This window comes from Paucidesulfovibrio longus DSM 6739, assembly GCF_000420485.1.
GTDB lineage: Bacteria > Desulfobacterota > Desulfovibrionia > Desulfovibrionales > Desulfovibrionaceae > Paucidesulfovibrio > Paucidesulfovibrio longus.
In genome coordinates, this window is sequence record NZ_ATVA01000011.1 from 516,423 (window position 1) to 529,009 (window position 12,587).

Genomic DNA, 12,587 nt, shown 5'->3' on the forward strand with positions numbered 1-12,587 from the left:
GCCTTTCGCGCCCATGCCCTTATCTCTCCCATTCCGCTCTCCGAGCTGCGGATTCGGTCGGTGCGTCCCGTGCCGACGAGATCTTCTGCCGCCATGCGGAAAAACTTTCGTCTCTTTGGGAAAGAAGGCTTGCATATGAAAATGAATTTCATTATCAAGCAAGGCAGGTCAAGCAGCAAAGAACGAAAGGAGACAAAATGAAAACGCGTGTCGTATATGGATCGTCCACCGGAAACACCGAGACGGTGGCGCATTGGATCGCGGGAGTTCTGCGCAAAGGCGGAGCGGATACGGAAGTCCTGGACGCGGCGAAGACCCGCCCCGAAGGATTGGCAGAGGGAGTCGACCTGCTCCTGCTCGGTTCGTCCACCTGGGGAGAAGATGAAATCGAATTGCAGGACGACTTCGTTCCCTTGTTCGAGCGGCTGGAGCTGGCCGGACTGCGTGGGGCGCGTGTCGCTGTCTTTGGTTGCGGGAGCAGTGAATACGCCTTCTTTTGCGGAGCTGTGGATGCCATTGAATCGCGGGTGGGCGAGCTGGGAGCGAGGCTGGTCCATGAATCCCTGCGCGTTGACGGCGACCCGGTCCAGGGCGAAGTCGAGGCCTGGGCCGAGGCCCTGCTGGGCGCTTTCCAGGAGGATTGCTGAGATGGGATGCGAAGGGAAGTGCCCTGGAAAGGGGACGTGCTCCGGCAAGTGCCGCGCGCTCGGACGGGTAGGGGACCTCTGCCGCAGCGGCATGGCGCTGGTGCAGGTCGGCGACTCCGGCGTTGCCGAGCGTATTCTGCGCTTCGCCCTGGAAATGACGCGCGAACACGAACTTGGTCCCGTGCTTGAGGCCAAGGCAGCCAACGGTCTTGGCCTGGCGATGCGTGCGAGCGGCAAGCTGGACGAGGCATTGGGCGAATTCACCACGGCTTTGCACCTGATCGGGGGGCGGCTCGGTGTCGAAAACCGACTCTACGGCGTGATTCGCGGAAACTATTTGCAGGTGTTGGCTGAACAGGAGCGGAGCGCCGTGCGCCGGCTCCCGCAGGAAGAAGATGGGGCGTGCAGGGGCGTGCGCGTCCAGGGAGGTGCGACATGCCGGAATTGAAGGCAATCGCGGCGTACAATCGTCGCGCCATGCAGGCGGCTGAAGAGGGCAGGCTGGAGCAGGCCTTGTTGAATCTCGCCATGGCGCTGCGGCTCGCGCGTGAAATCAAGCGGGGGCAATTGGAATCGTATTCCAAAGGGAACATGGGCCTCGTCTACCTCATGGCCGGAAAGAAACGCGAAGCCGCCGCCTGCTTTCGGCTGGCCCTGCAACGGGCCAGTTCGGAATACGGCTCCCGGCACCTGATCTGCCATGTTTTGCGAAACAACATCAGAAGGATGAGACAAGCAACGAGCCGCGCGGCCTGACATGCAGGTTGCGAAAATGCGCGATCCGCATGAGCGCGCTTGACCCTCGCGGCCCGGAGACGTAGACAGGCTAAGGCTTGGTTACATGTCGGGCCGTCGGGGAGTTCATGAAGCAGAGCATTTGGAGAGTCATTTTCGCCTGCGTGTTGCTGGCGCTGCTGGGAGCGGTCGATGCGTTCGCCTTCGGTCCGGGGGACGAGTTTTTCCTCGCGGGCGTCGAGCTGGATGCCCGTGGACGACCAGCCGAGGCGGTGGAGGCCTATACGGAAGCGATCAAACGATGCCCGGCGGACTACGAGGCATTTCTCAACCGCGGCGCGGCGTACGTGCTCCTGGAGCAGTACGAGCTCGCCATCGGGGATTTCACGGAAGTCATCAGGCTGCATCCCGCGGATACGGACGCCTGGTACAACCGGGGCGCCTGCTGGACCGAGATGGGGCGCTACGCCGAGGCCGTGAAGGACTACGACGAAGCCTTGCGGCTCGATCCCATGGACGCGGACGCCTATTACAACCGGGGGTACGCCCTTTTGCGCCTGGGCAGGCGCGAGGAAGGCGTGCACGATTTCCGCTCGGTGGTGCGCCTGGAACCCACGGCCGGGGACGCGCGCGAGCAGCTCGGACTGGCTTTCTGGGAGCAGGGCGACCTCGACCGGGCCTGCCCGGAATTGCAGGAAGCCTGCGATCTGGGCGCTTGCGAGGGGCTGGAGCTGGCCCGCGAAAAACGCCACTGCCGCTGACGTTTCCCCGCCGTTCTCTGCGGCCCGCAGCAAGGATGAGCCCCGCCTTCCCTGGGAAGACGGGGCTTCAAAATGGCGTCCGGTCCCGCACCTATCCGTTTTTGTTCACGATGGATCCCAGCCCGGCGTGTGCGCCGAGCACCTGCTCCTGGAAGGAGTAGTTGGCATCCTTGGCCCCTGTGACGGGGTCGGAATTCATGGTGTTCAGGGTCTGGCTTACGACGGCCGCGCCGAAGGTCTGCTTGTCGGTCGGCGTACTGCCGCCGATCAGGTTCCGCACGTTGAATTCCATGCCTTGGTCAACCTTGGAGGCAAGTGTCGTCATGGCTTCACTGCCTGGAAGCATTCCTCCGGGCCTGCCCATTTCCTGGAGCGAGTTCCTGATGAGTTCCTGGCCGGACCCGGCCCAGTCCATCATTCCCCCGACTCCGCTGCCTTCGATTGCGGACATGGCGCTCCCCTCCTTTGCGGGACAAAGCGACGCCTATACGCCTTATCGGCCGCAAAGCGTGAATCTTTAGGGGCGGACAGACGGTTCGCAACCGATTTGTCAGTCCCGCTCCCCGGATTTGGCCTTGTCCCAGAGCGCGTTCATGGATTCGAGGTCCATGTCCGCCAGCTCTTTGCCCTCGGCCTTGGCGCTGCGCTCCATGTGTCCGAATCGGCTCAGGAACTTGCGGTTGGCGAAATCCAGGGCCGCGTTGGCCTTGATGCCCTTGCGGCGGCCCAGCTCCACGAGGGTGAAAAGATAGTCCCCGAATTCCCGTTCCATGGCTTCGGCGTCGCCGGAAGCCTCGGCCTCGCGCCATTCCGCCCATTCCGATTCGAGCTGGCGTTCCAGGTCCGCGTCGCTTTCCCAGGTGAAGCCCGCGCGGGCGGCCTTGGAGTGGATGCGGTAGGATTTCAGCAGCGGGGGAAGTCCCTTGGGCAGCGAGTCGAAGACGCCGGGCAGCGTGCCCTGCACGTCCGTTTTTTCCGAACGCTTGATCCGCTCCCAGGCGCGGAGCAGCTCGGCCTGGTCCTTGAATTCGGTGTCGGAAAAAACGTGCGGGTGGCGGCGGATCATCTTGGCCCGGTTCTCGTCCATGGCCTCCTCGATGCGGAATTCACCCTGCCGCTCGTAGAGATGGGCGATGAAGAGCAGGAGGAAGAGCACGTCGCCCAGTTCCTCGCGGGCTTCGTCCGCATTGCCGGAACGCACGGCCTCCACCAGCTCGAAGGCCTCCTCCACGACATAGTCGCAAAGGGAGAGCGGCGTCTGCTCGCGGTCCCAGGGGCAGCCGTCCGGCCCGGTCAGGGTTTCGATGATTTCGCGCAGTCGGGAAAAGGAATCGTTGTTGCTCATGATGGCCGTTCTGTAGGTTGTGGGTTGTGGGAAAAGCGCCGCGCAGCCGCGCGAAGGCGGAACGGGCGAGGGGCGCTGCCTTTCCCCGGAAGCGGGAGCGGAGCGCCGGACGTCGAGGTAGATCAGGCCCCGCCGCGCAGAAGCTGGCGGATCCCGTCCGGCAGGGCCAGGGCGAGCATGCGCATCCCCGGCAGCAGCAGGGGAGCCAGAGCCGACTCCTGGTGCAGCGCCGCGTTCGGGGCCACGGTGCGCACGAGGTAGAGCACGGCCAGGCAGGCCAGATAGCCCTCGGCAAGGCCGAAGGCGAAGCCCAGCCCCTTGTCCACGGGACCGATGGGACTGTAGGTCAGCATGTCCGAAAGCAGCTTGGCCGCGACCCAGACCAGCCCGACCGTCCCCAGAAAGGTCACCAGGGCCGCAGCGGCCTGCACGGTTTCCGGGTTCTGGATGTGTACGGCCAGATGCGGGGCCACGTATCCGCTCAGGTGGCGGACGGCGAGCATGCCCAGGATGATCGCGCCCAGGGAGAGCGCTTCCTTGACCAGTCCGCGGAAAAGGCCCCGGAATCCGAGCAAGGCCATGAGGGACAGGAAAATGACGTCGAGTGTGTTCATTGTATCTCCGGTGGCTCGTCCTGAAGCCTGGAATAGCATCGCCTTCCGCAAAAGGGAATATGCGGCAGTATTTTCCCGGCATGGCTTGTGCAGCGCCGGGAACTGGGCTACATCCTTGGCAATCGTCGCCGTATGCAGAGCACGGAGGAGAGCGATGCGCATCAGTCGGACCGAGTTTCCAGGCGTGCTGGTCCTGGAGCCGAAGGTGTTTCAGGACAAGCGGGGATTTTTCCTGGAAAGCTACAACCGTGCGGCTTTCGAGAGCTGCGGCCTGCCTGTGGACTTCGTCCAGGACAACCACGCCTATTCCCGCGGTGTGGGAGTTCTGCGCGGTTTTCATTTCCAGGGGCCGCCCGCTGCCCAGGGCAAGCTGGTCTGGGTCACGCGCGGCGCCGTGGTGGACGTGATCGTGGACATCCGCAAAGGCTCCCCCACCTACGGCAAATGGGGCCAGCTGCGGCTCACGGCCCACAACTTCATGCGGCTGTATATCCCGGCTGGCTTCGCCCACGCCTACATGACCCTCTCCGAGCACACGGAGTTCATGTACAAGGTGGACGCGCCGTACGCGCCGGAAACCGAGGGCGGCATCCGCTGGAACGATCCGGACCTGGCCGTGAATTGGCCCGCCGTTTGGGACCGTGACGAGCCCGTGCTTTCGGACAAGGACCGCAGCCTGCCGCTGTTCGGCGAACTGGAATCCCCCTTCGATTACCATCCCGCACCGGAGCAGGGCTTATAGATATGAATACGAGCACGGACAACGCATCTGTCGGCGGCGGCGCAGGAAACAGGTATTGCATCGTGCTGGCCGGAGGGTCGGGAACCCGGCTCTGGCCTCTCTCCCGCCATCTTTTCCCAAAGCAGCTCATCTCGCTCGACGGCGACAAGCCCCTGCTCCGCCAGACCATGGAACGGGCCGCCCGTCTCTTCGATCCCCGGCGGCTTCTGGTCGTGACCAACGAGGAGCACGTCTTCGAGGTGCGCCGGCAGGTCCGCGAAGTGGATCCGGACGTGGAGCGCAATGTGCTGGCCGAGCCGCTTTCCCGCAACACCCTGCCCGCGGTGCTTCTGGCCTTGGACCGCATCGTGCGCGAAGATCCGCAGGCCCTGGTGGCGGTGATGCCGTCGGATCAGATCATCCGGGACGAGGACGGGCTGGCGCGCGGCCTGGAGCGGGCCTTCGGGCTGGCCGCCCAGGACTGCTTCGTGACCTTCGGCGTGCCTCCGCGCAAGGCCGAGACGGGGTACGGGTACGTCGAGCGGGGACGTGCGCTGGGCAACGGCGCTTACGAAGTGGACGGCTTCGTGGAGAAGCCGAACCTCGAAATGGCGGAAAGGCTGGCCGCGAGCGGGCGGCACTTCTGGAACAGCGGCATGTTCGTGTTCCGGGCTTCGTTTTTTTTGCAGGCCGTGGCCGCGCACGCGCCGGACCTAGGCTCCTGGTGGCGGACCCGCGACGACGAAGGCGGGCTCGCCTCGGGCTATCGCCGCATCCGGGCCGTGTCCGTGGACTATGGCCTGGCGGAAAAGCTGGACGACATCGTCATGGTCGAGGCGGCCTTCGACTGGGAGGACCAGGGCAGCTGGGAGGCCATGTACCGTTTGGGCGAAAAGGACGAGCGCGGAAACGTGGTCCGGGGCGATGTCATGGTCGTGGACTGCGACGGCTGCCTTCTGGTTTCCGAAGGCGGCAAGCTCGCCGCCGTGGGCCTGCGGAACATGATCATGGTCCAAACCCGCGACGCGACGCTGGCCTGTCCCCTGGTGGACGTGCAGCGCGTCAAGGAAGTGGTGGCGGCGCTTCGCAGCCAGGGCAGTTCCCTGGCCATGAGCCACCCGTTGGTGCGCCGTCCCTGGGGGAGCTACCTGGTCCTGGAGGACGGGCCGCTTTACAAGATCAAGCGCATCGAGGTCTTGCCTGGCGCCCGGCTTTCCAGCCAGATGCACCACCACAGGTCGGAGCACTGGGTCGTGGTCCAGGGCACGGCGGACGTGGAGATCGACGGCAACGCCATGATCCTTGTGGAGAACCAGTCCGTGGACATTCCCAAGACGGCCATGCATCGGCTCTCCAACCCTGGGCGGGTGCCGCTCGAAATCATTGAAATTCAATCCGGAACGTATCTCGAGGAGGACGACATCGTCCGCTTCGACGACATTTATGGCCGCGCAAAATGAGCGCTGCCAGCTGTTTGGTCTACCTATCCCCCGGAATATCAGGAGCTTTTTTCCGTGTTTGCGCGGGCGAAACCTCGTGAAATTTTTCATATTCTCTTGACACGGAAAACTTCTCTGCCGTAAAGGAACGTAATTCATTTGGCCGTTTTTTGTGTTTTTTCAAAAAACTCTAGGAGTGATGGGGCAGGTTATGGAGGAAATGAGAGCATCGAAACAGTACGGTGGAGCCCTTCCGTTCCTGCTGGGTTTCCTGGTTGTTGCGGTGGCTGGGTGGGTGCTGTTTCCCGACATTCTTTTCGTCGACAAGGAACAGCCTTTCCGCTTCAGCCACGTGACACACGTGGAAGGTCAGGGAATGGCGTGTGAGGACTGTCACTACTTCCGCGAGGACGGCTCCTACGCCGGATTCCCGACCAACGAAGAGTGCGCCTCGTGTCACGACATCGGGGAACCCCAGGACATGGTTGACGCCCTTGCGGCCGTTACCGGAAGCCCGGATTCCATCGAGGACGTGCTCAAGCAGGAAAGCGGTCCGGAAGAGCTGGACGGCGTCATCATGAGCACCGAGCCCGAGGACATCAAGGCCGAACGTGAGTTCATCGTCAAGTACCTCGCGCAGGGCAAGGAAGTTCCCTGGTACAACTACCAGTTCCAGCCGGACAACGTTTATTTCTCGCACAAGGCGCACGCCCAGCTGACCATGGCTCCGGCCGGTCAGGAGGGCGAGCACGGCGAAGCCGAGGCTGCCGAGGCTGAAACCGAAGACGGGCCCAATTGCAATCTCTGCCATCCCAAGGACATTCATCTCAGCTCCAACCCGGCTCCTTTCCAGGAGAACATTTTCACCGGGTACAGCAAGATGACCATGAAGATGTGGCAGTGCGAGCGGTGCCATGCTCAGAGGCACCAGGACAACGCCTGCTACGTGTGCCACAAGTAAGGAAAGGGGTGCTGCAATGGGTTTGAATCGCAGAGCATTCATACAATTCTCCGTGGGTGGCACGCTTGGTCTGCTGGTCACCCCCGTGATCTGGAAAACGCTGGATGACGTTTCCATCTGGACCCAGAACTGGGGCTGGATTCCGAAACTGAAAAAAGGCGCCGTGGAAAACGTTCCCGCCATCAGCAAACTCTGCCCGTCCGGCTGCGCCGTGCAGGTGGAGACCGTCGGCGGCGAGCCCTACGGGACCAAGGGCGACATCGACAACCCCCTCAGCCAGGGCGGCATCTGTCCGGTCTGCGCCGACGCCGTTCCCATGCTCTACAGCCCGACCCGCGTGGCCGGACCGCTGGTCAAGACGGGCGAGGGCAAGTACGAGTCCATCTCCTGGGACGATGCCAAGAAGCTGCTCGCCGAAAAGCTCCAGGCCGCGGGTTCTTCCGTGGCGGTGATTTCCGGCGACGACACGGGCAGCGGCAACGAGGTCTTCTCCGGCCTGATCGCCGAGCTCGGCAGCTTCGATTATTACATGATGCCCAGCCCGCAGATGGCCGCCACCAAGGCCTGGAACGGCCTGATGGGCGGCGAGGGCCAGCTCGGATACGATCTCGAGAACGCCAACTTCGTGCTGTTCGCGGGCGTGGACGGACTGGACTCCTGGGGCCCGAACGTGAGCTACATGAAAGCCTTCTCCGCCAGCCACCCGGCAGGCGAGGAGGCCACCGCCGCATACGTCTATGCCGGCCCCGCCCGGAACCACACCGCCTCGGTCTGCGACCAGTGGGTGCCTGTGCGTCCCGAAGGCCTGACCGCCTTCCTGCTGGGCTTGGCCTACAATCTGATCACCGAGGGCAAGTCCCTTGAGAGCGAGGATTTCGGCGCGCTGCGCAGCCTGCTGGCCTCCAAGTTCTCTCCTGCCCAGGTCGAGAAGATCTCCGGCGTGAGCATGGAAACCCTGGCCGCCCTGGCCGGGAAGCTGATGCAGGCTTCCGCTCCGGTCGTGGTCGCCGACTACGCCAACAGCCCCGCTGTGGCCGCTGCCGGCGCCATCGTGAACATGCTCCTCGGCCGTCTCAACGCCGAAGGCGGCATGGCCGCGCTGCCCGAGGTGGATGTCGTGATCGGCTCCGCCCTGGGCCGGGTCGCCCGCTTCGAGAAGGATCTCATGGCCGATGTCGCCGGCGGCGCCTTCGCCCCCAAGGTCTGTCTCGTGTACGACGCCAACCCGGTGTACGGTCTGCCGCAATACGGCGGCAAGGTCTTCGAGAAGGCCGAATTCACCGTGGCCTTCAGCACCTTCAAGGATGAAACCGCCGCCGTTGCCGACCTCGTGCTGCCCGCGGCCCATCCCTTCGAGCGCTTCGACGACCTGGTCAGCCCCTTCGGCGTGGCGGGAACCACCTACGTGGCCTCCGCCCCGGTGTGCAAGCCGTCCCTGAACGTCAAGGGCGCGCCGGACTTCGTGCTGGAGCTGGCCGCCGAGCTGGGACTGGATCTCGGTTTCGAGACCTTCGAAGAAGTGCTTTCCGCCAAGGCCGACGCCGCGGACGCCGCCACCGGCACCGTGGGTTCCTACTCCGTGGGCCTGGCCGTGGACACCCTGGCCGCCATGGACAAGGGCGTGGGCGATCTCTCCCTGTTCGCCTACAGCCAGCTGAACTTCGGTTCCGCCAACGTGGCCACCAGCCCGCACAACCCGACCACTATTCGCGACAGCGAGATCAAGGGCAAGCAGATGTTTGTCCGCATCAACTCGGAAACCGCCAAGGCCAACGGCCTCAAGGACGGTTCCCAGGTCAAGCTGGCTGCCAACGGTGCGGAATGCGCCGCCTTGGTGCTCGTGGATGAGGGCGTCATGCCCGGAGTTGTCGCCGCGCCGCTCGGTTTCGGCCGCACGGCCTGGGACGAGTTCTCCAAGGGCAAGGGTGATAACGTCTACAAGATCCTCACCGTGAGCGCCGAGTCTGGCGGGTCCGCCTGGGCTGGCTCTGCCGTGACTCTTGCGAAAATGTAGGGGGGACCAAAGATGCAATTAAAAGAATTCAAGATCAAATGGGGCATGGTTGTCGATATCGACAAGTGCACGGGCTGCGGCGCGTGCATGGTTTCGTGCCAGGTTGAGAACAACATCGCCCCCATGACCGCTGAGGATCCGCACAACAATCTGCAGTCGATGACCACCAAGCGCGACGACCCCTCCAACAAGCTCCGGACGCTGACCTGGCTCAACGTCTACGAGCTGAACAACGGAGAGGCGTTCCCGAATCGCGATACGGCGTACCTGCCCCGTCCCTGCATGCAGTGCGGCCATCCCGCCTGCGTGCCCGTGTGCCCGGTCGTGGCCACGGAGAAGAACGAGGAAGGCGGCATCGTCAGCCAGATCTACCCGCGCTGCATCGGCTGCCGGTACTGCATGGCGGCTTGCCCCTACCACGCCCGCTACTTCAACTGGTGGGATCCGTTGTGGCCCGACGGCATGGACAAGACCCTCTCTCCCGACACCTCTGTCCGGCCCCGCGGCGTGGTCGAGAAGTGCAACTTCTGCCACACCCGCTACCTCAAGGCCAAGGACCGCGCGCGCGAGGAAGGCATCGATCCCATGGAACTGCCGGAAGGCTACTATGTGCCCGCCTGCGTCGAGGTCTGCCCGACCGGAGCCATCACCTTCGGCGACCTGAACAACCCGGAGCACAAGGTCCACGAGTTGTCCAAGAACCCGAACAGCTTCCGTCTGCTCGAGAAGCTCGGCCTGGCTCCCCAGGTCTACTACATGAGCAAGCGCGAGTGGGTTCGCAAGCAGGGTGACAACCACGCTGCCGGCGATCACAATTCCGCCGTCAAACAAGCCTCTCAAGGCCACGAATAAGGAGGAGGGAAAATGGATAGCAAACTCTTCCCCGAAGGCACCACGCGGTGCTCTTTCGGCCAGTACCTTCTCTGGCTCGGCGCTGTGGGCGCGGTGCTCCTCTGGGGCGTCTACGCCGCTTTCCTGATTCTCTACAACGGAATCGGCGTCACGGCCATGGACAACTACTTCGGGTTCGCCCTCTGGATCACCTTCGACCTGGCGGTCATCGCCTTGGGCGCCGGTGCCTTCTTCTCGGGCTTCCTGAAGTACATCCTTAAGATCAAACAGCTGGAGAAGATCATCAACCTGACCGTCATCGTCGGGTTCATCTGCTACTCCGGCGCCATGCTCGTCCTGACCATGGACATCGGGCAGCCCGGCCGGGCCTGGTTCGGCTACTGGCACCCGAACGTCCACTCCATGCTCACGGAAGTCATCTTCTGCATCACCTGCTACTGCACGGTCCTGATCATCGAGTTCGTCCCGCTGATCCTCGAGCAGAAGCAGCTCAACCGGAACAAGTTCATCCATGCGCTCGCGCACAACATGCACGTGCACATGGCGCTGTTCGCCGGTCTGGGCACCTTCCTGTCCACCTTCCACCAGGGTTCCCTGGGCGGCATGTACGGCGTGCTCATCGGCCGCCCGTACGCCTACCGCGACGGGTTCTTCATCTGGCCGTGGACGTTCTTCCTGTTCGTCCTCTCCGCCGTGGCTTCCGGCCCGGTCTTCACCGTGCTGGTCTGCACCGCCATGGAGAAGATCACCGGCAAGAAGCTGGTGGAGTTCAAGGTCAAGGCCCTGATGGGCAAAATCGCCGGTTCCATGCTCTGCCTGTACCTGTTCTTCAAGTACCTGGACACCTGGGCCTGGGCCACGGGCGTGCTGCCCCGCATGGGCTTCACCTTCGATCAGATGTTCCACGGCGTGATCTACGGCAAGTGGCTGTTCTGGTCCGAGCTGCTGGTCTGCGGCCTGCTGCCGGCCATCATGCTCATCGTGCCCGCGATCCGCAACCGCCCCTGGCTGCTGTACACGGCTGCCATCCTGGATTGCACCGGCATCGTCATCAACCGTTACGTCTTCACCGTCCAGACCATCGCGCTTCCGGTGATGCCGTTCGACAAGTGGTACACCTACGCTCCGAACTGGGCCGAGATCGCCACCAGCGCCATGATCGTGGCCTACGGCGTCATGGTCCTGATGCTCTCCTATCGCTACCTGCCGGTCTTCCCGCAGGAGCGCGAGCTGAACTCCTAGCAGCTCGGAAATGCTCTCATTCGGGCCCGGCCTTCTGGTCGGGCCCTTTTTTTTTGCCTGCGCGGCTAGTTGCCGCACCGGTTTCGTCGGCGCAGGCACGTCGGCTCCGTGGGCATCATGGGGCCGCAGAGGAATATGACAATCTGGCGGGGCAAGCGAACATGAACGCAGGAATCCCAATCCGCACGTGCCGGTCAGGATTCCGAAGCGGGTGTCCGGCTGGGGGCACGACCAGGACGCTTTCATGGTTGCCAATCCTCGCCGGAAAAGGAAAAATGACGCCATGCAAAGGAGCGGAAACATGGAAGAGAACACTTGCCGGGCCGCCTTTACCGTTCGTGTGGACGAGTGCGGCCCGGACGGCAAGGCGGGCATCGGCACCATCGGCAACTATCTTCAGGAAATCGCCTGGAGGCATGCAACGCTGCTGGGCTATGGCCGCGAGGATCTGTTGCGCAAAAACGTGGCCTGGGTCATGACGCGCATGCGCATCCTGATGGACCGGTACCCCCTGCCCGGACAGGGAGTCGCCATACTGACCTGGCCTTCCGCCAAGGACAAGCATCTCGCCTATCGGGATTTTTTCATCTACGACGAGCGCGGGGAAATCATTGGACGGTGCACCACGGCCTGGGCGCATATGGATATTGCGGAGCGCAAAATGGTCTCGTTTCAGGAAGAGGGCGCGCCTCTGCCGTACACGGAAGATCGGAGTCTTGAGTTTGAAAAGCGCGCCGTGCCCCGCCTGAAAACCCCGGAGTTCGAAGTCGGGCTTGTCTCCAGGCGAAGCGACATGGATATGAACGGCCACGTCAACAATGTCCATTTCATCGAGTGGGCTTTGGAGAGCGTACCGCTGGAGCTTTCGGCCACCTCTTTTTTGAGGGAAATGGACATCTCCTTCCGGCAGGAATGCCAAGCCCATGAATCTTTGACGTCTTCCTGCGGCAGAAACGGTTCGGAAAAGGAATGGCTGCATTCCGTGAAGCGCGCTGAGGACGGCGCGGAACTGGCGCGGGTAAGTACGGTTTGGCAGCGGGGATAGCTCGGCACACAGAGAAATCCGCTAAAGGGGACGGCGCCTTCATGGCTCCGTCCCTTTCTTTATTTGCCGCGGAAGAGTTTCCGAAGACGTTCGCGGACGCGAGCGGAAATGGCGGCCGGGCAAACGGACATGCCTGATGCGTGCAGAGGCAACAAGCGATGATGGTTGAGTTGGCGACATGAGCCAGCGTGTTTTTCAACGAAATTGGTTC

General features: G+C 62.9%; 14 protein-coding genes. 11 read left to right on the top strand and 3 right to left on the bottom strand.

The genetic code is table 11. From position 1 onward, the window contains the following. Positions 1 to 197: 197 nt before the first annotated feature. The 4 genes from G452_RS0104165 (at position 198) to G452_RS0104180 (ending at position 2,143) form a co-directional block, all read left to right on the top strand. Positions 198 to 647: a flavodoxin gene (locus tag G452_RS0104165; RefSeq protein ID WP_022661001.1), complete on the top strand. Its 450-nt coding sequence runs from the start codon at positions 198 to 200 to the stop codon at positions 645 to 647. Positions 648 to 738: 91 nt separating this feature from the next. After that, positions 739 to 1,095, top strand: coding sequence for a hypothetical protein (locus G452_RS20410; RefSeq protein WP_155887525.1), 357 nt, complete (start codon positions 739 to 741; stop codon positions 1,093 to 1,095). Beyond that, entirely contained in the window at positions 1,083 to 1,403 is a 321-nt protein-coding gene (locus G452_RS0104175; RefSeq protein WP_022661004.1) for a hypothetical protein, read from the top strand. The genes G452_RS20410 and G452_RS0104175 overlap by 13 nt, the downstream gene beginning before the upstream one ends. A gap of 107 nt (positions 1,404 to 1,510) precedes the next feature. Further along, entirely contained in the window at positions 1,511 to 2,143 is a 633-nt protein-coding gene (locus tag G452_RS0104180; protein ID WP_022661005.1) for a tetratricopeptide repeat protein, read from the top strand. A gap of 91 nt (positions 2,144 to 2,234) precedes the next feature. Here G452_RS0104180 and G452_RS21805 read toward each other — a convergent pair whose 3' ends face one another. The 3 genes from G452_RS21805 to G452_RS17970 form a co-directional block, all read right to left on the bottom strand. Then, the gene (locus G452_RS21805) at positions 2,235 to 2,594 is read right to left on the bottom strand and encodes a hypothetical protein (protein WP_022661006.1); all 360 of its coding nucleotides are present in this window, start codon (positions 2,592 to 2,594) and stop codon (positions 2,235 to 2,237) included. A 99-nt stretch (positions 2,595 to 2,693) separates the two neighbouring features. Further along, positions 2,694 to 3,488, bottom strand: coding sequence for a nucleoside triphosphate pyrophosphohydrolase (mazG, locus tag G452_RS0104190; protein ID WP_022661007.1), 795 nt, complete (start codon positions 3,486 to 3,488; stop codon positions 2,694 to 2,696). 122 nt (positions 3,489 to 3,610) lie between these two features. After that, positions 3,611 to 4,102 (bottom strand): CvpA family protein, encoded by a 492-nt coding sequence (locus G452_RS17970; protein ID WP_022661008.1) that lies wholly within the window; start codon positions 4,100 to 4,102, stop codon positions 3,611 to 3,613. 154 nt (positions 4,103 to 4,256) lie between these two features. On the opposite strand from G452_RS17970, the gene rfbC reads away from it, so the two are divergent. From rfbC to G452_RS0104230, 7 genes are all read left to right on the top strand, one after another. Continuing rightward, positions 4,257 to 4,844, top strand: coding sequence for a dTDP-4-dehydrorhamnose 3,5-epimerase (gene rfbC, locus G452_RS0104200; protein ID WP_022661009.1), 588 nt, complete (start codon positions 4,257 to 4,259; stop codon positions 4,842 to 4,844). 2 nt (positions 4,845 to 4,846) lie between these two features. Continuing rightward, positions 4,847 to 6,283, top strand: coding sequence for a mannose-1-phosphate guanylyltransferase/mannose-6-phosphate isomerase (locus G452_RS0104205; protein ID WP_022661010.1), 1,437 nt, complete (start codon positions 4,847 to 4,849; stop codon positions 6,281 to 6,283). 355 nt (positions 6,284 to 6,638) lie between these two features. Further along, the gene (locus tag G452_RS0104210; RefSeq protein WP_235619585.1) at positions 6,639 to 7,223 is read left to right on the top strand and encodes a cytochrome C; all 585 of its coding nucleotides are present in this window, start codon (positions 6,639 to 6,641) and stop codon (positions 7,221 to 7,223) included. Positions 7,224 to 7,239: 16 nt separating this feature from the next. Further along, positions 7,240 to 9,237, top strand: coding sequence for a menaquinone reductase molybdopterin-binding-like subunit QrcB (qrcB, locus tag G452_RS0104215; protein WP_022661012.1), 1,998 nt, complete (start codon positions 7,240 to 7,242; stop codon positions 9,235 to 9,237). A gap of 12 nt (positions 9,238 to 9,249) precedes the next feature. Next, complete coding sequence (gene qrcC, locus G452_RS0104220) at positions 9,250 to 10,089, top strand: menaquinone reductase iron-sulfur cluster-binding subunit QrcC (RefSeq protein WP_022661013.1); 840 nt, start codon at positions 9,250 to 9,252, stop codon at positions 10,087 to 10,089. 12 nt (positions 10,090 to 10,101) lie between these two features. Continuing rightward, entirely contained in the window at positions 10,102 to 11,331 is a 1,230-nt protein-coding gene (gene qrcD, locus G452_RS0104225; RefSeq protein WP_022661014.1) for a menaquinone reductase integral membrane subunit QrcD, read from the top strand. A 301-nt stretch (positions 11,332 to 11,632) separates the two neighbouring features. After that, entirely contained in the window at positions 11,633 to 12,376 is a 744-nt protein-coding gene (locus G452_RS0104230; protein WP_022661015.1) for an acyl-[acyl-carrier-protein] thioesterase, read from the top strand. The last annotated feature ends 211 nt before the right edge of the window (positions 12,377 to 12,587 follow it).

Bases quoted from the DNA above. Each gene is read 5' to 3' on its own strand.
- G452_RS0104165 (WP_022661001.1), top strand. From the start codon at position 198: ATGAAAACGCGTGTCGTATATGGATCGTCCACCGGAAACACCGAGACG.
- G452_RS20410 (WP_155887525.1), top strand. From the start codon at position 739: ATGGCGCTGGTGCAGGTCGGCGACTCCGGCGTTGCCGAGCGTATTCTG.
- G452_RS0104175 (WP_022661004.1), top strand. From the start codon at position 1,083: ATGCCGGAATTGAAGGCAATCGCGGCGTACAATCGTCGCGCCATGCAG.
- G452_RS0104180 (WP_022661005.1), top strand. From the start codon at position 1,511: ATGAAGCAGAGCATTTGGAGAGTCATTTTCGCCTGCGTGTTGCTGGCG.
- G452_RS21805 (WP_022661006.1), bottom strand. From the start codon at position 2,594: ATGTCCGCAATCGAAGGCAGCGGAGTCGGGGGAATGATGGACTGGGCC.
- mazG (WP_022661007.1), bottom strand. From the start codon at position 3,488: ATGAGCAACAACGATTCCTTTTCCCGACTGCGCGAAATCATCGAAACC.
- G452_RS17970 (WP_022661008.1), bottom strand. From the start codon at position 4,102: ATGAACACACTCGACGTCATTTTCCTGTCCCTCATGGCCTTGCTCGGA.
- rfbC (WP_022661009.1), top strand. From the start codon at position 4,257: ATGCGCATCAGTCGGACCGAGTTTCCAGGCGTGCTGGTCCTGGAGCCG.
- G452_RS0104205 (WP_022661010.1), top strand. From the start codon at position 4,847: ATGAATACGAGCACGGACAACGCATCTGTCGGCGGCGGCGCAGGAAAC.
- G452_RS0104210 (WP_235619585.1), top strand. From the start codon at position 6,639: ATGGCGTGTGAGGACTGTCACTACTTCCGCGAGGACGGCTCCTACGCC.
- qrcB (WP_022661012.1), top strand. From the start codon at position 7,240: ATGGGTTTGAATCGCAGAGCATTCATACAATTCTCCGTGGGTGGCACG.
- qrcC (WP_022661013.1), top strand. From the start codon at position 9,250: ATGCAATTAAAAGAATTCAAGATCAAATGGGGCATGGTTGTCGATATC.
- qrcD (WP_022661014.1), top strand. From the start codon at position 10,102: ATGGATAGCAAACTCTTCCCCGAAGGCACCACGCGGTGCTCTTTCGGC.
- G452_RS0104230 (WP_022661015.1), top strand. From the start codon at position 11,633: ATGGAAGAGAACACTTGCCGGGCCGCCTTTACCGTTCGTGTGGACGAG.